Annotated in this window: 16 protein-coding genes and 2 pseudogenes; 10 read left to right on the top strand and 8 right to left on the bottom strand. The window is 68.3% G+C overall.

What is annotated here, in order from left to right:
• Window positions 1-46 precede the first annotated feature (46 nt).
• Together mqnC and AB0I52_RS06920 are read left to right on the top strand one after the other, a co-directional pair.
• Entirely contained in the window at window positions 47-1,246 is a 1,200-nt protein-coding gene (mqnC, locus tag AB0I52_RS06915; RefSeq protein WP_363069671.1) for a cyclic dehypoxanthinyl futalosine synthase, read from the top strand.
• A gap of 7 nt (window positions 1,247-1,253) precedes the next feature.
• Window positions 1,254-1,919 carry a hypothetical protein gene (locus tag AB0I52_RS06920; RefSeq protein WP_363069673.1) on the top strand — a complete coding sequence of 222 codons (666 nt, stop codon included), beginning with the start codon at window positions 1,254-1,256 and terminating at the stop codon, window positions 1,917-1,919.
• A 53-nt stretch (window positions 1,920-1,972) separates the two neighbouring features.
• On the opposite strand, the gene AB0I52_RS06925 is transcribed toward AB0I52_RS06920, so the two are convergent.
• From AB0I52_RS06925 to AB0I52_RS06940, 4 genes are all read right to left on the bottom strand, one after another.
• Window positions 1,973-2,602: a DUF3152 domain-containing protein gene (locus AB0I52_RS06925; protein ID WP_363069675.1), complete on the bottom strand. Its 630-nt coding sequence runs from the start codon at window positions 2,600-2,602 to the stop codon at window positions 1,973-1,975.
• Between the two features lie 181 nt (window positions 2,603-2,783).
• Entirely contained in the window at window positions 2,784-3,608 is an 825-nt protein-coding gene (locus AB0I52_RS06930; protein WP_363069677.1) for a DUF3152 domain-containing protein, read from the bottom strand.
• Between the two features lie 85 nt (window positions 3,609-3,693).
• Window positions 3,694-4,653, bottom strand: coding sequence for a hypothetical protein (locus tag AB0I52_RS06935; RefSeq protein WP_363069883.1), 960 nt, complete (start codon window positions 4,651-4,653; stop codon window positions 3,694-3,696).
• A gap of 17 nt (window positions 4,654-4,670) precedes the next feature.
• Entirely contained in the window at window positions 4,671-5,180 is a 510-nt protein-coding gene (locus AB0I52_RS06940) for a SigE family RNA polymerase sigma factor (RefSeq protein WP_363069679.1), read from the bottom strand.
• A 154-nt stretch (window positions 5,181-5,334) separates the two neighbouring features.
• Here AB0I52_RS06940 and AB0I52_RS06945 point away from each other — a divergent pair, with 154 nt between their 5' ends.
• A complete protein-coding gene (locus AB0I52_RS06945; protein WP_363069681.1) occupies window positions 5,335-6,027 on the top strand; it encodes a demethylmenaquinone methyltransferase in 693 nt (230 codons plus the stop codon).
• A 72-nt stretch (window positions 6,028-6,099) separates the two neighbouring features.
• On the opposite strand, the gene AB0I52_RS06950 is transcribed toward AB0I52_RS06945, so the two are convergent.
• Window positions 6,100-6,624 (bottom strand): GNAT family N-acetyltransferase, encoded by a 525-nt coding sequence (locus tag AB0I52_RS06950; protein WP_363069683.1) that lies wholly within the window; start codon window positions 6,622-6,624, stop codon window positions 6,100-6,102.
• A gap of 97 nt (window positions 6,625-6,721) precedes the next feature.
• Here AB0I52_RS06950 and AB0I52_RS06955 point away from each other — a divergent pair, with 97 nt between their 5' ends.
• The gene (locus tag AB0I52_RS06955; protein WP_363069685.1) at window positions 6,722-8,005 is read left to right on the top strand and encodes a geranylgeranyl reductase family protein; all 1,284 of its coding nucleotides are present in this window, start codon (window positions 6,722-6,724) and stop codon (window positions 8,003-8,005) included.
• Window positions 8,006-8,317: 312 nt separating this feature from the next.
• On the opposite strand, the gene AB0I52_RS06960 is transcribed toward AB0I52_RS06955, so the two are convergent.
• Window positions 8,318-10,831: an ATP-dependent Clp protease ATP-binding subunit gene (locus AB0I52_RS06960; RefSeq protein ID WP_363069687.1), complete on the bottom strand. Its 2,514-nt coding sequence runs from the start codon at window positions 10,829-10,831 to the stop codon at window positions 8,318-8,320.
• Between the two features lie 222 nt (window positions 10,832-11,053).
• On the opposite strand from AB0I52_RS06960, the pseudogene AB0I52_RS06965 reads away from it, so the two are divergent.
• The 3 genes and pseudogenes from AB0I52_RS06965 (at window position 11,054) to AB0I52_RS06975 (ending at window position 15,045) form a co-directional block, all read left to right on the top strand.
• Window positions 11,054-12,158 (top strand): annotated as a pseudogene (locus tag AB0I52_RS06965) (LLM class flavin-dependent oxidoreductase).
• A 91-nt stretch (window positions 12,159-12,249) separates the two neighbouring features.
• Window positions 12,250-14,355 (top strand): RHS repeat-associated core domain-containing protein, encoded by a 2,106-nt coding sequence (locus AB0I52_RS06970; protein WP_363069689.1) that lies wholly within the window; start codon window positions 12,250-12,252, stop codon window positions 14,353-14,355.
• A 423-nt stretch (window positions 14,356-14,778) separates the two neighbouring features.
• On the top strand, window positions 14,779-15,045 hold the full coding sequence (locus tag AB0I52_RS06975) for a hypothetical protein (protein ID WP_363069691.1): 267 nt from the start codon (window positions 14,779-14,781) through the stop codon (window positions 15,043-15,045).
• Between the two features lie 125 nt (window positions 15,046-15,170).
• Here the strand turns inward: AB0I52_RS06975 and AB0I52_RS06980 are convergent.
• Window positions 15,171-15,359, bottom strand: a pseudogene (locus AB0I52_RS06980) (IS1380 family transposase); the annotation flags it as partial.
• 86 nt (window positions 15,360-15,445) lie between these two features.
• Here AB0I52_RS06980 and AB0I52_RS06985 point away from each other — a divergent pair.
• Window positions 15,446-15,892 carry an SRPBCC family protein gene (locus tag AB0I52_RS06985; RefSeq protein ID WP_363069693.1) on the top strand — a complete coding sequence of 149 codons (447 nt, stop codon included), beginning with the start codon at window positions 15,446-15,448 and terminating at the stop codon, window positions 15,890-15,892.
• 15 nt (window positions 15,893-15,907) lie between these two features.
• Here AB0I52_RS06985 and AB0I52_RS06990 read toward each other — a convergent pair whose 3' ends face one another.
• Window positions 15,908-16,717, bottom strand: a complete 810-nt coding sequence (locus AB0I52_RS06990; protein WP_363069695.1) for an IS5 family transposase — start codon at window positions 16,715-16,717, stop codon at window positions 15,908-15,910.
• A gap of 362 nt (window positions 16,718-17,079) precedes the next feature.
• On the opposite strand from AB0I52_RS06990, the gene AB0I52_RS06995 reads away from it, so the two are divergent.
• Window positions 17,080-18,174: an RHS repeat-associated core domain-containing protein gene (locus AB0I52_RS06995; protein WP_363069697.1), complete on the top strand. Its 1,095-nt coding sequence runs from the start codon at window positions 17,080-17,082 to the stop codon at window positions 18,172-18,174.
• A gap of 122 nt (window positions 18,175-18,296) precedes the next feature.
• On the top strand, window positions 18,297-18,686 hold the full coding sequence (locus AB0I52_RS07000; protein WP_363069699.1) for a hypothetical protein: 390 nt from the start codon (window positions 18,297-18,299) through the stop codon (window positions 18,684-18,686).
• Window positions 18,687-18,847: the final 161 nt, after the last annotated feature.

The following is an 18,847-nucleotide window of genomic DNA, read 5'->3' on the forward strand; positions in this document are numbered from 1 at the left end:
ACCGGTCCGTAGATCCGTTGAAAAACCGCCGAAAGGTGACAGCCCGGTGACCGAGAAGGCCGACCTCCAGCCCATCCTCGACCGAGCCGCCGAAGGCGGCCGGATCAGTCCGGCGGAGGCGCTCGACCTCTACCGCTCCGCGCCCCTGCACGCGCTGGGCGCGGCCGCCGACGCCGCACGCCGGCGCCGTTACGCCGGTACGGAGCACATCGCGACGTACATCATCGAGCGCAACATCAACTACACGAACGTGTGCGTCACGGCGTGCAAGTTCTGCGCCTTCTACGCAGCGCCCAAGGACACCGACAAGGGCTGGTCCCGCGACCTCGACGACATCCTGCGCCGCTGCGCGGAGACGGTCGAGCTCGGCGGCACCCAGATCATGTTCCAGGGCGGGCACCACCCGGACTACGGCGTGGAGTACTACGAGGAGCACTTCTCCGCGATCAAGAAGGCGTTCCCGCAGCTGGTCATCCACTCGCTCGGCGCCTCCGAGGTCGAGCACATGGCCCGTATCTCCAAGGTCTCCGCCGAGGAGGCCATCAGCCGTATCCACGCCGCCGGCCTCGACTCCTTCGCGGGCGCCGGCGCCGAACTGCTGCCGGCCCGGCCGCGTACCGCGATCGCCCCGCTCAAGGAGTCCGGCGAGCGCTGGCTGGAGATCATGGAGATCGCCCACCGCCTCGGTGTCGAGTCCACCTCCACCATGCTGATGGGCACCGGCGAGACCAACGCCGAGCGCATCGAGCACCTGAGCATGATCCGCGACGTGCAGGACCGCACCGGCGGCTTCCGCGCCTTCATCCCGTACACGTACCAGCCGGAGAACAACAAGCTGAAGGGCCAGACGCAGGCCACGCTCTTCGAGTACCTGCGGATCATCGCCATCGCCCGGCTCTTCCTGGACAACGTCGCCCACATCCAGGGCTCCTGGCTCACCACGGGCAAGGAGGTCGGCCAGCTGTCGCTGCACTACGGCGCGGACGACCTCGGCTCGATCATGCTGGAGGAGAACGTCGTCTCCTCCGCCGGGGCCAGGCACCGCTCCAACCGCCTGGAGATCATCGACCTGATCCGCAAGGCGGACCGGGTCCCGGCCCAGCGCGCCACCACCTACGAGCACCTCGTCGTCCACGACGACCCGGCGAACGACCCGGTCGACGAGCGCGTCGTCTCGCACATCTCCTCCACCGCGATCGAGGGCGGCACGGCCCACCCGGAGCTCAAGCTGCTGAGCGCCAACTGACGCCGTCATGCTGACCGTTCACGCCGCGCCGCTGGTCCTTCCGGTCGGCGCGGCCGTCGTCGAGCAGGGTGCGGTGGCCGTGGAGGGCGACCGGATCGTCGCCATCGGGCCGTACGACGAGGTCGTCGCCGCCCATCCGGCGGCGCGCGTACGGCAGTGGCCGGGCGTCATCACCCCGGGTCTTCGCCAGCGGCACGCCGCATGGCTGCTCACCCGCTGCTACCACCCCGACCCGCGCGAGGCGGACGGACTCGGGACCGATCCGCTGTCGGGCGAGGCGTTCGCCCGGCTGGCGGGGGAGCTGGACGCTACCCGGTGGGCCGGCAGCGTACGGCGGGGTCTCCAGCAGATGCTGCGGTACGGCACGACGCACCTCACCGGCCCGTTCCACGACCCGGCCGTGCGGACCGCGGTGTCCCGCGCGGGCCTGGTCGAGGTGCCGGCCGCCGTGGCTCCCGGCGTTGCGGACGGCGTTACGGGCGGCGGGCCGGACCTGGACCCGTTCGCCGTGGGACGTGACCTGCCGGGCTCCGTGCACGCCCCGCTCGTCACCGGCGCCCGCGCCGACTTCGCGGTCTTCGACGTGCCCGACGAGGCCGCGCTCATCGCGGCGGGGGCGGCATCCTGCGTGGTCACCGTCCTGGCGGGGCGTCTGGTCCACCGCCGGCGGTGAGCGAGTCGGCGTCGCGCATCCGCTCTCACCTGACCGCTCTCACCTGACCGCCCTTACGGAACGGATGGTCCGCTCAGGTAGTTGCCCTTGGTGTCGTAGGGCCAGGGGTTGGCGACGCATCCTTTGAGGCCGTATATCTGCTGCATCATGGCGGGGGCGGGGCGGCCGTTTCCGGGGCAGGTCTCGTGGCCGTGGCCGAGCCAGTGGCCGACTTCGTGGTTGATGATGAGGGCGCGGTAGTCGGCGAGGGGTCCGTCGAATTCGGGTGAACCGGTCTGCCAGCGCTTGAGGTTGACCATGACGTCGACGCCGACGCGGCAGTTGACCTCACCGTGGGTGTCCAGACCGCTCTTCCCGCAGATCCTGTCGGTGGTCCGGGGCGACGCGATGCGTATGACCAGCCCCGCCGGGCCCTCGGCCACCTGGCGGAAGGCGTGCTCGCCGTGGTGCGACCAGCCCCGGGGCGCGGCCAGGATGCCGGCGACCTCGGCCGCGGCCTTGTCCGGGTCCAGGCCCGAACCGTCCTCCACCTCGACCCGGTAGGCGTTGCCCCTGCCGGTGTCCGACGCGCCCGCGCGGGCGACGGTGAACGAGGACGAAGCGGTGGTACCGCCCGAGCGCTCACTCTTCCACCGGAGCCCCACCGCGGCGCCCGCCACCAGCAGGACCGGAACGATGGTCATCACGAACAGCCGGTTCCGGCCACGCTCCCGCTGCCCCCGCCGACGCACGCCCGATCCCGGCATCCGCACCCCTCCCCAGTACTCCGGTGTCCCTTGCTCCCCTCAGTAATGACTGCTGTAGGCGCGGATTGGTTCAGTCCACTCGCCCACGAAGCGGGCGCGGGCGAGTGCCTCAGGGGCCTTACGGAACGGATGGTCCGCTCAGGTAGTTGCCCTTGGTGTCGTAGGGCCAGGGGTTGGCGACGCATCCTTTGAGGCCGTATATCTGCTGCATCATGGCGGGGGCGGGGCGGCCGTTTCCGGGGCAGGTCTCGTGGCCGTGGCCGAGCCAGTGGCCGACTTCGTGGTTGATGATGAGGGCGCGGTAGTCGGCGAGGGGTCCGTCGAATTCGGGTGAACCGGTCTGCCAGCGCTTGAGGTTGACCATGACGTTGACACCGACGCGGCAGTTGACCTCGCCGTGCGTGTCCAGACCGCTGCTCCCGCAGATCCTGTCGGTGGTCGCCGCCGTGGCGATACGGACGACCAGCCCCGCAGACCCTGCCGCGACCTGGTGGAACGCGTGCTCCCCGCCGTGCGCCCAGCCGCGTGGCGCGGCCAGGAACCCGGCGATCTGGGCGGCGGCCGCGTCCGGGTCGACGCCGGAACCGTCCTCCACCTCGACCCGGTAGGCGTTGCCCTTGCCGGTGTTCGTGGCCCCCGCGCGGGCGACCGTGAAGGTGCCCGGGCCGGACGGGGGAATGACCGGATGGCCACCGGAGTCGGAGTTGGAGCGGGTGCTCGGCTTGGCCTTCGTGCTGGGCTTGGCTCTCGCCTTCGGCCCGGTGCTCGCCCCGGCCTTTGAACCGGGACCGGACGCGGAGGCCGAGGCAGGAGGGTCCTTGACGGCACCGGCCGACCCGGGCGCGGCCGTCGCTGCCGACAGATCGTCCCCGTCGGTCCACAGCGGCGCGGCCGCGACCGCGATGCAGATGAGCGCCGTCGGCACGAGGACCGCGACCAGCAACCGTATCCGGCCACGGCGGCGACGCTCCTGCCGTGAGCGCCGCCGTGGCCCCCCGCCCCGTCGCCGTGTCTGCTTTCTCCGTACCTCAGCCGACACGATCCGCGTACTCCTTCGTTTCCATGGGGTGTGCCGCCGCGTACTTCACGAGGTTCAGGAACCTGGGGCTCCCTGCGGCGGCGAGCAATTGATCGGCGGTGACGGGTGACGGCTCCTTCGTGTCCTCGTCACCGTCGACCGAGAGGATGACGGAGCTGTCACCGTAGGTGAAGCGGACGATGGTGCTCGTCGAGTCCGGTGACCCGTCCGGGCCGGTGACCACGGTCGTGGCATGGGCCACGATCCCGCCGGGAAGCACCGCCCGTTTGCACCGCAGCTTCATGTCCGGGTAGTCGCGGCAGGGCCCTTCCTGCGGAGCGACACTCCGACCGCTCTCGGCCTGTACCGAGAGGACGACGGGGAAGACGTTGCCGCCCCTCCCGGCCTGGTACTGGCTGACGGCGAGGTCCACCGGGCGGACCGGGCCGAGCTGCGGCAGCAGCTCCCCGAGCAGCAGCGCGACATGCCGCTGGAACTCTTCCTGCCGGGCCCGTTCGGCGGTCGGCAGGTCGGCCATGGACGACCGGCCGGGGGACGGCTCGACGTGCACGGGAGGCGGTTGCGGCGTGTCGGTGGGCGCCGGTTGCGGCATGTCCGTGGGCGCCGGTGACGGCGTGCTCGTGGGCGCCGGTGACGGCGCGATGCTCGTACGCTGCGAGGCGGCGGACCACGTCCGGGCGGGTTCCGTACCGCCGCTCCCGCCCCACATGGGCAGGACCGCGCCGAGCACGCCGAGCGCCACCACGCCCGTCACCGCCGCCCCGATGGCCGCGCGGGCCCGGGTGCGGCGCCGGTGGCCCTGGACCAGGGCGGCGGGCACCAGGTCGGGCAGGGCCGGCGCACCGTCGGTCGCCTGTTCCATGGCGGCCCTGATCAGCAGGATCTCGGCCTCAGCGGCTTCCGCGGCCCCCTTGTCCGGTGCCCGGCCGGGAAAGCGGTCAGAAGACATGTCCACGACGGATCTCCTCAGCTTCGGGTGGTGTAGAGGTGTGGGTCGCCCAGCCGCGTACGCAGCGTGGCGAGCGACCGCGAGCACTGGCTCTTCACGGTGGACGGGCTGCACCGCAGCAGCTCGGCGACCGTCTCCACGCTCAGGTCCTCCCAGTAGCGCAGGACGACCATCGCCCGCGCGCGGGTCGGCAGGTCGGCCAGCGCCGCCAGCAGCGTGACCGTCAGCTCGGGGCCGACCGCGGGCGCGTGTGCGGCGATCGGCGTATGGGCACGGAAGTCGCGCAGCCGTCGGCGCCGCTCGGCGATATAGGTGCGGGTCAGTACGGTCCTGGCGTAGGCGTCGGGATGGTGGGCGGCGCTCAGCCGGTGCCAGTGCTGGAACAGCTTGGCCAGCGTCGTCTGCGTCAGATCACGGGCCGCCTCGGCGTCACCGCACAGCAGATACGCGGTGCGGTACAGCCGGCGCTGGCTCGCCCGCGCGAACTCCTCGAAGCTGTCGGCGTCCCGGCTGGGCCCCGCGCTCATCCAGCCCCCTTCACGGTCCGTCGGTGGTCTCTCCTCCTGTTACTGAGAGCTGACGGGCCGGAAAGGTTGAAGTCGAATCCAAATCCGTGTCACCCGGTCCCCGGACAGCGGGCCTGCCCCGCCGCCGTCGGACCGGGCTGCTTGAATGGGAGACGTGACCCGAGCCTCCCTGGACAAGCAGCCGCACGAAGTCGCCTCGATGTTCGACGACGTGGCGGAGAACTACGACCTCACCAACGACGTGCTCTCGCTCGGCCAGGCCCGGCTGTGGCGCAAGGAGGTCGCCAAGGCGGTGCACGCGCGCCCTGCCGAGAAGGTCCTCGACCTGGCCGCCGGGACCGCGACGTCCTCGCTGCCGTTCGCCGCGACCGGTGCGTACGTCGTGCCGTGCGACTTCTCCATCGGCATGCTCCAGGAGGGCAAGACGCGCAACTCCTGGCTGCCGTTCACCGCGGGCGACGCGACGCGGCTGCCGTTCCGCGACGAGGTGTTCGACGCGGTCACCATCTCCTTCGGGCTGCGCAACGTCCAGGACACGGGCGCGGCGCTGCGCGAGCTGTACCGGGTGACGAAGCCGGGCGGCCGGGTGGTCATCTGCGAGTTCTCCCAGCCGGTCTGGACCCCGTTCCGGACCGTCTACACCGAGTACCTGATGCGGGCGCTGCCGCCGGTCGCGCGCGCGGTGTCGTCCAACCCCGACGCGTACGTCTACCTCGCCGAGTCGATCCGCGCCTGGCCCGACCAGGCCGGGCTCGCCGCCATGCTCCAGGAGGCCGGCTGGTCGAAGGTCGCCTGGCGCAACCTCACCGGCGGCGTGGTGGCGCTGCACCGGGGCGTACGCGCCTGACGGGCGGCCGGTGCCGCAGGGCGGTCACCGGCCGGCTCCAGCCGGAAGCACCGCCCAGGTGCCGCAGGGTGTTCACCGGCCCAGCTCCAGTCGGAAGCACCGCACCTCCTGCCCCGACCGGGGCGCCGTGAAGCTCTCCGCCCGCTCCATGCCCAGGCGCCGGGCCACCGCGACCGACCGCTCGTTGCGCTCGTCGACCGTCGCCACCACCCGCTCGACCCCGGCCGCGCTTACCCGCTCCAGCGCCAGGCGCGCGGCCGCGGTCACATAGCCGCGGCCCCATGCCGTACGGGCCAGCCGCCAGCCGATCTCGATCTCGCCCACCGGGCCGTACGCGGTCTGCGGCCAGGGCTGCGCCCCGGTGAAGCCGACGACCTCGCCGCTCGCGTCGAGCACGGTCCACAGGCAGAAGCCGCGCTCCGCGTCGAGTCTGCGCTGCCGGGCGGTCCACTCCTCGTACAGGGACAGCTCGGACGGACGGCCGCCGAGGAACTCCATCACCTCAGGGTCGGCGAAGGCGCGGTGCCAGGCCACCGTGTCCTCGTCGGTCGGGACACGCAGCTGTACGACAGGGAGTGCGCGAGGCGCGATCGACATGAGGGAGCCCTTCGGAAAGTTGGTCGGCAGGCCCCCATAGACTGCCTTGGCCATGTGCCGCGCGGCACTCGATTTCGAGTCTTCGGGAGATCCGACCGTGACCGAGCCCCTGTCCGAACACAGCGCGGACGTGATCGTCGTCGGGGCAGGCCCAGCCGGCTCCACGACCGCGTACTACCTCGCCAAGGCGGGCCTCGACGTCCTCCTCCTGGAGAAGACCGCCTTCCCCCGCGAGAAGGTCTGCGGCGACGGCCTCACACCGCGCGCCACCAAGCAGCTCGTCTCCATGGGCATCGACATCTCCGAAGAGGCCGGCTGGCTCCGGAACAAGGGCCTGCGCATCATCGGCGGCGGCGTCCGGCTCCAGCTGGACTGGCCGGACCTCGCCTCCTACCCGGACTACGGACTGGTCCGCAAGCGCGACGACTTCGACGAGCAGCTGGCCCGCCAGGCGCAGAAGGGCGGCGCCCGGCTGTACGAGCGCTGCAACGTCGGCGCCCCGATCACCGACCCCCGCACCGGCCGGATCACCGGCGTGCACGCGAAGCTCGGCGAGGAGAAGACCCCGGTCACCTTCCACGCCCCCCTCGTCGTCGCCGCCGACGGCAACTCCACCCGGCTCTCCCTGGCGATGGGCCTGCACCGCCGCGAGGACCGCCCGATGGGCGTCGCGGTCCGTACGTACTTCACCTCGCCCCGCCACGACGACGACTACCTGGAGTCCTGGCTGGAACTCTGGGACCGCCGGGGCGCCGAGGACCGGCTGCTGCCCGGCTACGGCTGGATCTTCGGCATGGGCGACGGCACCTCCAACGTCGGCCTCGGCATCCTCAACTCCTCCTCCGCCTTCAAGGAGCTGGACTGGCGCGAGGTCCTCAAGGCCTGGTGCGCGTCGATGCCGGAGGACTGGGGCTACACCCCGGAGAACATGACGATGCCGATCCGCGGCGCCGCCCTCCCGATGGCCTTCAACCGCCAGCCGCACTACACCAAGGGCCTGCTGCTCGTCGGAGACGCGGGCGGCATGGTCAACCCGTTCAACGGCGAAGGCATCGCGTACGCCATGGAGTCGGGCCAGATCGCCGCCGACGTCATCGTCCAGGCCCACGCCCGCGCCACCCCGGCCCAGCGCGAACTGGCCCTGAACAACTACCCGAAGGTGCTCAAGGAGACCTACGGCGGCTACTACACGATGGGCCGCGCCTTCGTGAAGCTGATCGGCAACCCGAAGGTCATGAAGGTCGCCACCCAGCGCGGCCTGACGCACCCGCTACTGATGAAGTTCACCCTCAAGATGCTCGCCAACCTCACCGACCCCACGGGCGGCGACGCGATGGACCGCATCATCAACGGCCTGACGAAGGTGGCGCCGCGTTCGTGACCGGGGCCTTCGCTGATCTCCCGGAACAGCGTCTGCCGATTGGTTTCGGAGTCATTGCTGATCAGTAGGGCCGTGCACGTCGATGAGAGGTGACGGCCCTGCTGACTCGGTCCAGGAGACCCACCTTCGGGCAAGTGGCCGGCGGGCGTGCCCTCCCCGGGGGCTCGGCGGCGGACTTCCGCCGGCACGTCGCCTTTGGCACTCCTGGTACAACTGGTTTCCCTCAGAGGAGAGGCCGTAGCGGCGCACGACAATCCAAATGAATCACCGGCAGGTGCTTGATGCGATCGTGCGGCGTATGTTGCAGCGTCGTCAGGAAGCTTCTTCCGCTTCCTCTTCCTCCACGGGCCGGGCGGCTCCCTTGCGGACCGTGCAGTGGAGCGAGTTGTCCCGCACATCGGCGACGATCGTGTCGCCGGGGTCGCTGTCGCCGCTCAGGAGCAGTGAGGCGATGCGGTTGTCGAGCTCCGTCTGGATGGTGCGGCGCAGCGGGCGGGCGCCGAACTCCGGCTGGTAGCCGTGGGCGACCAGCAACTTCTTCGCCGCTTCGGTCACCTCCAGCGTCATGCCCTGCGCGTGGACGCGGTGCTTGCTCCGGTTCAGGAGGTGCTCGACGATCTCCGACAGGTCTTCCTCGGTGAGGCTGTGGAAGATGATGATGTCGTCGATCCGGTTGAGGAACTCGGGCAGGAACCGTCCCCGCAGGTCGTCCATCAGCTCGTCCTTGAGTTCCGCGGCATCGCCCTTGTGGGCGAGGATGCGATGGGCGCCGATGTTGGACGTCATGATGACCACGCAGTGGCGGAAGTCGACCGTGCGGCCCTGCGCGTCCGTCAGACGGCCGTCGTCCAGGATCTGCAGCAGCGTGTTGAAGACGTCGGGGTGTGCCTTCTCCACCTCGTCGAACAGCACCACGCTGTACGGCTTGCGGCGAACCTTCTCGGTGAGCTGACCGGCCTCGTCGTAGCCGACGTACCCGGGAGGTGCGCCGACGAGCCGGGCGACCGTGTGCTTCTCCTGGAACTCGCTCATGTCGAACCTGATCATCCGGTCCGCGTCGCCGAAGAGCAGTTCGGCGAGCGTCTTGGCGAGTTCGGTCTTGCCCACGCCGGTGGGGCCCAGGAAGAGGAACGAGCCCACGGGCCGGTTCGGGTCCCCCATGCCCGCGCGGTTGCGGCGCACGGCTTCGGAGACCGCGGTGACCGCCTCGTTCTGGCCGACGATCCGGGCGTGCATCTCCTCCTCCAGCCCGAGGAGCTTCTCCTTCTCGCCGGCGGTGAGCCGGGAGACCGGAATCCCCGTGCGGCGGGAGACGATGTCCGCGATGTCGGAGGCGGTGACGGAGACGACGCCTTCGCGGCGCTCCTCGATGCCCGCGAGCTCGCCCTCCACCTCGGCGATCTGCCGCTTCAGGTCCGAGGCCCTGTCGAACTCCTCGCCGGCGACGGCCTGGTCCTTCTCGCGTCGCAGCTTCGCGAGGCGGTCCTCCCGGCTGACGACCTCGGTGGAACGGCCGGCGCTGCGCAGCCGTACCCGGGCACCCGCCTGGTCCATCAGGTCGATCGCCTTGTCCGGCAGGAACCGGTCGCTGATGTAGCGGTCGGACAGTTCCGCCGCCGCGGTCAGGGCTCCGTCGGCGAAGCGGACCTGGTGGTGCGCCTCGTACGCGTCGCGCAGCCCTTCGAGGATCTGCACCGTCTCCTCGACGCTCGGTTCGGGGATGAGGACCGGCTGGAAGCGGCGTTCCAGAGCGGCGTCCTTCTCGATGTGCTTGCGGTACTCGTCGATCGTCGTCGCTCCCACTACGTGGAGCTCGCCGCGTGCGAGTGCGGGCTTGAGCATGTTGCCCGCGTCCATCGCCCCCTCGCCCGTCGCGCCCGCGCCGACGACCGTGTGCAGTTCGTCGATGAAGAGGATGATGTCGCCGCCGGCCTCCTGGACGTCCTCGATGACCTTCTTCAGCCGCTCCTCGAACTGGCCCCGGTACTGCGCACCGGCCACCATGCCGGACATGTCGAGGGAGACGACCCGCTTGCCCTTCAGGGATTCGGGCACTTCGCCGGCCACGATGCTCTGGGCCAGCCCCTCCACGATGGCGGTCTTCCCGACTCCGGGCTCGCCGATGAGCACGGGGTTGTTCTTGGAGCGCCGCGAGAGGATCTCGATGGTCTGCTCGATCTCCTCGGCCCGGCCGACGACGGGGTCGAGCCGGCCCGCCTTCGCCTCCTCCGTGAGATCCCGGCCGAATTCGTCCAGGGTCGTCGAGGGCTGCTTCCCGGCAGCGGGGGCACCGTCCGCCCGGTCCGCGTGACCCCGCAGCTTCTGGGTGTCCACGTCCTGTGCGCGCAGGAACCGGTTGGCACCCGAGTCCGGGTCCTCCAGGAGCGCGGCGAGGATGTGCTCGGGGCCGATGTAGGACACGTCCGCCGCCTGCGAGCCCGCGTAGGCGGCGGCGAGGGTACGCTTCGCCGCCGGTGTGAGCCCGGGTGTCGCGGACGGTTCGCCCGACTCCCGGGGCAGCACCTCGGCGATCCGGGCCGCGAGCGCGTCGACGTCGACACCGGCCTGGGCGAGGAGGCTCCGCGCGGGGTCGACCTGAGTGGCCGCCCACAGCAGGTGTTCCGTGTCGAGGTCGGACGTCCCGTTCTCGGCGGCCTTCTGCGTGGCCAGGCCGAGAAGTTCGTGCGACGACTCCGTGAGGAGGCGGCCGATGGGCACCCGCTGCACGGCCGGTGGCGACGAGGCCGGTGACGTACCGAAGAAGCGGTCGAGCATCTCGCTGAAAGGGTCGGACGACCCGAAAGGTGAACCGAACCCCATCGACATGGCAACTCCTATTGCGGTGACGGTGCCTCCCACTCAAACCCGGTGCCGTTGCCTCCGCAACCCGGGGAAATGCCCCGCCTGAGGGGGCACAGCCAGGGGCTGTCTCCCGGGTCTCCGCGAGATCGCCGGCGGCGGACGGCGTGACGGCGGCCGGCGTGCGGGATGACGTGACCTGGGTGAGGCTGGAGGCCCGTGCCGCCCGCGGACCGGAGGAGCACCCCGATGCCCGACCTCGGCCATGACCTCCTCTTCGGCTGTTTCGCGCCGCCCGAGGCCGCCCGCCATCGTGCCTTCGTACGACTCGCCCAAGAGGCGGACCAGGCCGGACTGGACCTCCTCGGGGTGCAGGACCATCCGTACCAGCCGGCCTTCCTGGACACCTGGACGCTGCTGTCGCACCTGTCGTCGGTGACCCGCCGCATCAAGCTGGTTCCCGCGGTGGCGAACCTGGCGCTACGGCCCCCGGCCATGCTGGCCAGGAGCGTGGCGACACTGGACCTCCTCAGCGACGGCCGGTTGGAACTCGGCCTGGGCGCAGGCGCGTTCTGGGACGCCATTGAGGCGATGGGCGGCACGCGCCGTACGCCCGGGGAGTCCGTGGCGGCGTTGGAGGAAGCCATCGTCGTGCTGCGCGCCTTGTGGACGGACGGTCCGGGCGTACGTATGGAGGGCACCCACTACCGGCTCGCGGGCGCTGAACCCGGACCGCTGCCCCGCCCACCCGGTCGGCATCTGGCTCGGCGTCTACGGCCCGCGCATGCTGCGGCTGACCGGGCGGCTCGCGGACGGCTGGCTCGGCAGCGCCTCCTACGCCCCGCCCGAGAAGCTCGCCGGTCTGATGCGCACCGTGGACGAGGGGGCGCGGACGGTGGGACGGGAGCCGTCCGCCGTGCGCCGCGTCTACATCGTCGATCCCTCCTTCACCACCGCCCAGCTGACGGAACTCGCTCTCACCCACGGCCTCAGCGGCTTCCTCCTGAGCGTGAACGCGGACGGCGCCGGCGCCCTGATGCGCTTCGCCGCGGAGGTGGCCCCAGCCGTACGCGAAGCGGTCGCCCAGGAGCGCGGCACGCCCGCCGCCCCCGCCGCACTCCCGCACGACGCCCGGGTCGAGCACCGACGGCTCGACCCCTCGGCACGCCCCGTCGCACCGCCGCCGCACCCGGACCGTCCCGCCCCAGTGCCGCCGGTGAGCGCGCCGCCCAGACCCTGGTACTGGTCCACGACAGCCTCCGCGACGAACTGGCCCAGCTCCAGCACGCGGTCGGCGAGGTCCTGGCCGGACGCGACAGCCCGGCCGCCGCCCGCTCGTTCCTCAACGCCATGACCATGCGCCAGAACTACTGGTCGCTGGGCGCCTTCTGCGCCACACCTACGACACCCTGGCCAAGGGGCAGCTCACCAGTAGCACGCGTTACGTGGACGGCGCCGCGTACACCACCGCGGCCGGGGCCTTCGACGACCGCTACCAGCCCACTTCCACCACCACGACGGTTCCCTCCGCGGCCGGAGGGCTGGCGGGCACGTACACCTGGACCTACGGCTACAAGCCCGAGACCGGTGCTCTGCTCTGGACGTTGAACCCCGCTGTCGGGAACATTCCCGCCGACCGCGTCACCACCAACTACAACAGCGACGACCTGCCCTTCCGGGTCAGCGGAGGACTCGGCGTCCTGGTCTCCAACACGACCTACGACGAGTTCTCCCGCTCCCAGCGACTCGAGTACGGAGGCACGCTGGGCAAGAAGGTCTACAAGTCCCAGATCTACGACGAGCACACCGGCCGCATGACCCGGCAGATCACCGACCGGGACATCGCACCCCAGCGCGTGGACGACACCTCGTACTCCTACGACCCCGCCGGTAACGTCACAGGAGTGACATCGGTCAGCGGCCAGGACGCGCAGAAGTCCACCGACACCCAGTGCTTCAAGAACGATCCCCTGGGCCGGCTCTCCGCGGCATGGACCGCGAAGACGGACTGCGCCGCTGGTCCTTCGACAGCGACGGTTGGCGGGCCCGACGCCTACTGGCAGAGCTACGGCTACGACGCCCTGGGCAACCGCACCGAGCAGACCGACCACGCCGCCACGACCACCGGCACGGACGCGACGACCACCTACACCCACCCCGCGCCCGGAACGGGCCTGCCCCACGGTGTGCAGCAGGCCAAGGTCAACGGCGGCCCGGACAACGGCCGCACCAGCACCTTCGAGTACGACGAGACAGGCAACACCACCAAGCGCACCATCGGCACCACCACCCAGAACCTGACCTGGGACCCGGAGGGCCACCTCGCCACCCTCACCGAGGCCGGCAAGACCAGCAGCTACCTCTACGACGCCGACGGCAACCGGCTCATCACCAAGAACGCCGACGGCTCCAGCACCCTCACCCTGCCCGACGGCGACCAGCTCGACCTGGCCGCGAACGGCACCAAAACCGGTACCCGCTACTACACGCACAACGGAGAAACCGTCGCGGTCCGCACCGGCCGAACCATCTCCTACCTCATCAGCGACCACCAGGGCACCGCGATGAGCGCCATCGCCGTAGGAACCCTCGCCATCACCCGAAGGAAACAACTCCCCTTCGGCCAGCTCAGATCCTCACAGTCAACGGCCTTCGGAAACCGCGGCTTCGTCGGCGGAACCAACGACCCCACCGGCCTCACCCACCTCGGCGCCCGCGAATACGACCACACCCTCGGCCGCTTCCTCAGCGTCGACCCCATCATCGACACCGCTGACCCGGCCCAGATGAACGCCTACAGCTACGCCCACAACAGCCCCCTCACCAAATCCGACCCGGACGGCCTCCGCCCGGACGGCCCCGCCGGCGGCGCCACGTACAACGACGACCGCTGGGCCTCCGACCGTGGAATGAACGCGGGGTACACGTACAAGAGCGGAAAATGGGTCTGGCACCAGACACCCAAGTCCTGGTTCAGCCCCCGCTACCAGGCATACCGGGCAAACCCGAGCACCTACAAGGTCTCCCACTACAACGCCGCTCAAGTCAGTGCTGCCAAGAAGCAAGCCGACGCTGATCGAATCGACCGCGAGAATAAGGCTGCCGAAAAGCGCCAAAAAAAGGACACCCTCTTCGGTAACATCAAGAAGGGGCATTGGGGCGCAGCCTGGGCGCAAACAGGTGGCAAGGTAGTTTCGGCGGTCAGCAACCATGTGTCTGAGCACTGGCGAGATTATGCGGGTAATGGCCTGTTGATACTCGGGGCGGGGGGCGTGCTGGTTTGTATGGCATCAGTGGTATGTGGAGTGGTCGGCGCAGGTGTCATTGGCGCCGCAAGCGCCGGCGCCTCTTACGCGGCTTTTAACGCGGGTACTAAGAGCTGGAACACCACATCTTTCGCGATGTCGACGGCAACGGGCGGAATTACAGGATACCTGGGAGGAAGCCCTGCGCTCTCAGCTAGGGTTGGCAGTGCATTTGCGCTAGCGAGAATTGGGCGATCGCTCGACAGGATTCAAAGATCGGTAGACAGAATGAGGGACGATAAGTGAGTAAGGTGTTTAGTAAATACCTAGCCTATCTGATTCCTCTGGGGATCCTGATAGTGGCGGTTACGGCATGGGCCAGGTGGCTCGGTGGCCTTTATGGAGTCATCGTGCCGCCCGCCTTCGCAATAGGCTCAGCGGCCCTCGTGGGCCGGTTCCTTCAACGGCGCGGAAAAAGCAAGATAAAGGATAACGAGCCTTTTTAGGGCGCCCGCTGAGCCTTTTCCAACCTGTCGAGAATGACCGCAAGTTGGACGCTCCTGCACGACGACGAAGCTCCTGGCAGACGGGTTCTGTAACAAGATCGCCCATTTCCGCCAGGAGCTTCACGTGCTTGCCCTACCCGTCCTCCGAGCAGTGCACCCCGCGGGAGGAGCTGCGCGAGGCCCACCTCGCCCGCCGCGCAGCCCAGCGCCCGGCCGTCGCCTGATGCCCAGGCAACACGGTCCGCGCCGCGCCCGGATCACGTTCTCCGACTCTGCGGCGAAGCAGCTGGAGAGCCTGACCAGCGATGCGGAGATCCACGCCCTGGACCGCGCCCTGGTCGTCGTCTCCGTCGACCCCGACGTCGGCGAGCCGATCCCCGGCAGCGCCGCCGGCCCCCGGCTGCGCGAGTACGCCGACGACGTCGAGCGCGTACGGCTCCTGTACTGGGTGACGGCGTTGAAGACCGTCGTCGCGTACATCGAGGTCTGACCCACGACGTCCTGGACCAGGCCGACCGCATGCTGCTCGCCCGGTCGAAGGAGCCGGCGCCGAAGGCGAGGCCAGTCCGCTGCGGAACGGCATGTTCGTAACTTGGTGAGGGATCGCTCGCGTAAGAGGAATACCTTGCCCGGATCATGCACCGCCCGCGGCTTGCGCCACGGCGCCAACGCCGTCGATATCGCGGTGTCCAGACCGGACTTGCGGACCATCTCGACCAACAGCACCGCCCCGGCTTGCGAGACCGTCCCGCTGCCACCGCCCTCGACGCGGACACGCGGGTACAACCCGATACGCTTGCTCACCTGGAGAGTGATTCTTCCCGTGCAGCCAACAGGACCCTAAGAGCTCGTAACACGATCATGGTGAGACGCGGTCTACCCTTGTTGGGGTGTCGTCCCTCGCTGTTACTGCTTCTTCGCACTCATCGGCGTCTCCCGCCGTCGTCTACGCGGCGCTCCTGGATGCAGAATCCTGGCCGTTGTGGTCCGCCTACGCCGACGTCGAGTGGGATGTGCCTGCGGGAGTCGACCGGCCGGCACGCGTGGATGACCTGCGCACCATCCGTTCCCTTACTGGGCGTGTGTGCTGCCGCGAGCGCGTCGTCGAGATGGTTCCCGACCAGCGGTTCAGCTACGAACAGGCCGCAGGACTGTTCACCTCTCATCGAGGGTCTGTGGACCTGGCCCGAGCCCCCCATGGCGGCACCGACATCACCTGGTCAGCGACCTACCGACACGCCCTCCCTCTCCTGGACATGCCCAGGAGACGGCGTCTGCAGGTTTGGGCCCAGGATCTTGCGTCATACGCCAACTCGATCGTGAGCCGTAACTCCTAGAACTGCAGCGCAGATTCATGATCCGAACTTCTTCAGGCGTCTCCAGCAGATGAGGCTGCCGCCCAACGAGACCAAGGCGTCGTGGAGTTCGAGGCGTCGCTCCCATCGGATGGCGAGACGTTTGAACTGGTGGAGCAGGGCGAACGTCTGCTCGACGACGTAGCGGAGCTTGCCCAGGCCCTTGATGTTCGGGGCACCCTTGAGGGAGATGACCGGCAGGATCCTGCGGCGCCGCAGTTCCAGGCGTACGGCCTTCGAGTCGTATGCCTTGTCGCCCAGGACAGCCTCGGGGCGCCGTCGCGGTCGGCCGGGCCGGCCAGCGACGGGCGGGATGCCGTCGACCAGATTGAGGGTCTGGGTGAGGTCGTTGACGTTCACCGCGGTGGTGATGACTTTGAGCGGGGCGCCGCGTCCGTCGCAGATCAGGTGGTGTTTGCTGCCCGTCTTCCGCCGGTCGACCGGCGACGGACCAGTATCGGCGCCCCCTTTTTTCGCGCGGATGTGAGAACCATCCACGCAAGCCCGCGACCAGTCGAGCTCGCCGGCCGCGTTCAGCTCGGCGAGCAGGACCCGGTGCAGCCGGTCGAAAACCCCCGCCTTCTGCCACCGGTCCAGGCGGCGCCAGCACGTCTGTCCCGAGCCGAACCCCAGTTCCGGGGGCAGAAGTTGCCAGGCTATGTCGTTGTAGAGGACGAACAGGATGCCCTGGAGACAGAGCCGGTCCGACACCGGCCGAGGCCCCGGTGACCGCTCCGGCCACGGAGGCAACAACGGCTCGATCAGCGCCCACAACTCATCGTCCACGATCCACGGTCGAGTACTCACACCGTTCACGAACGGCCGAATCTTCACACCGGTCACGGCCAACCAGCACGTTTCACCAAGATCGTGTTACGAGCTCGAAGGCTGATTCCCTCTCTCAGGTGCCGTTTGGCTTGCTTGGTCGATCTAGAAATCGAGGTAACTATGGTGATTCTTGTTTTTGCCGCTATTTTCATCGTGGCAGGATTGGCGATTAGGCGGAACTGGTGGGGAGTTGCCGATGAAATATCTGGCAAGCATGTCAGCTCGAAGCCGTTGCATCATGAGACGTCTTGGGGATGGAGTCTGGCAAGGGTTTTCGGTGGACTCTTTATGACTATGGGGTTCTTGATGATCCTGGCGTTCTTCTATGTCACGATCCGAGGATGGGTGCGGTGAAGCTCGTTTCCAACGGAGAAACCGTCGCCGTCCGCACCGGCAGTGCCGTCTCCTACCTCATCAGCGACCACCAGGGCACCGCGATGAGCGCCATCGCCGTTGGAACGCTCGCCATCACCCGAAGGAAACAACTCCCCTTCGGTCAGCTCAGATCCTCACAGTCAACGGCCTTCGGAAACCGCGGTTTCGTCGGCGGAACCAACGACCCCACCGGCCTCACCCACCTCGGCGCCCGCGAATACGACCCCACCCTCGGCCGCTTCCTCAGCGTCGACCCCGTCATCGACACCGCTGACCCGGCCCAGATGAACGCCTACAGCTACGCCCACAACAGCCCCCTCACCAAATCCGACCCGGACGGCCTCCGCCCGGACGGCGGCGCCACGTACAACGACGACCGCTGGGCCTCCGACCGTGGAATGAACGCGGGCTACACCTACAAGAGCGGAAAATGGGTCTGGCACCAGACACCCAAATCCTGGTTCAGCCCCCGCTACCAGGCATACCGGGCAAACCCAAGCACCTACAAGGTCTACCACTACAACGCCGCAGCGGCGGTTGCCGCCAGATCCGCACACGTGGCAGCGGCTGCTGCCGCCAGAGCCAAGGCACAAGCGGCAGCGCAGGCCAGAGCCGAGGCAGAACGCCGCAAGAAGGACGGTGTCCTTGTGAGCGTCCTCAAGGGAAACTACGGAACGGCGTGGAACAAGTCCAAGCCGGCCCTGCAGGGTGCCATAGGGAAGGTCAACAAGCTGGAGAGTCATCTGGCTGGTGCCACCTACGAGACTCTGGCACGCGTGTCTGGAGCCAAGTGCTTTGAAGATCAAGGGCTGACAGTGTGCCAGACAGCGCAACCCATGTACGGACGTGGAGGGACAAACGTTGGTGGAACGTATGTCACGGGGTTTCGAAGAGAATATATCTACCCTCAGCGATTGGAGCATGAGAGAGTCCACACCAAGCAGTGGGAAAAGTCGGGATTCAGCTTTGTACCCAAGTACTTCACGGCTGGCATGGACCCTTGCCAAAACAGGTACGAGATCGATGCCGACCTAGGGAAAGGCGGATACCTTCCGTGTTGAGAAGGCCGGGAAGGACTGCAGTTGCGGCGCTGCTTCTCCTCACCGCCGCCCTTACATCGTGCAGAGGGCCGTATCCAAGTTCGCTGAGGTTCGGGTACCGATGGGACGACCACGGGAACGTCGTGATCGCCTACCCCATCTGCCCCGGGTACAAGGTGTCGGGTGCCGATATCACCATCCGGGTGCAGCACGGCGAGAAGAGTAGCTTCAAGACTTTGTGGAGTGCTAAGGGTGCTACGTCCAGCGAGGTGGCACGAGGCATTTTCACGGTGGGAGCGCCGGACAGTTTCCGTCAGGGAGGAACCCCCCTCACGAAGGCGCTACCTGAGGGGTTCTATGTTGGTGTCGACGAAATTTCACGCGATGGTCATAAGTCTGCCAAGGGTGACTGGATAGACCAGTCAGTTCGACCATCCTCGCCCTTGAAGGCTGGAGAGTACCTGACGTCGCACGGAAAGATCGTCAGTCGGAAATGGGTGAACAATCAGCTGAAATGTGAAAACGCATCCTGAGCGCGATGCACGTACATTCGTGAGACTTCTGTAGAACGTGCAAACGCGCTCGCAGTTCGCGAGGGTGGCGGCTCTCACCCCTGGAAATCCGTCACCCTCAGAGGTGTCAGCGAGTAATTAGCTGTCACGATTACCTAAGGGTCAGATACTCATGCTCAGTG

Source organism: Streptomyces sp. NPDC050423, assembly GCF_040655445.1.
In the GTDB taxonomy this organism is placed as follows: Bacteria; Actinomycetota; Actinomycetes; order Streptomycetales; family Streptomycetaceae; genus Streptomyces.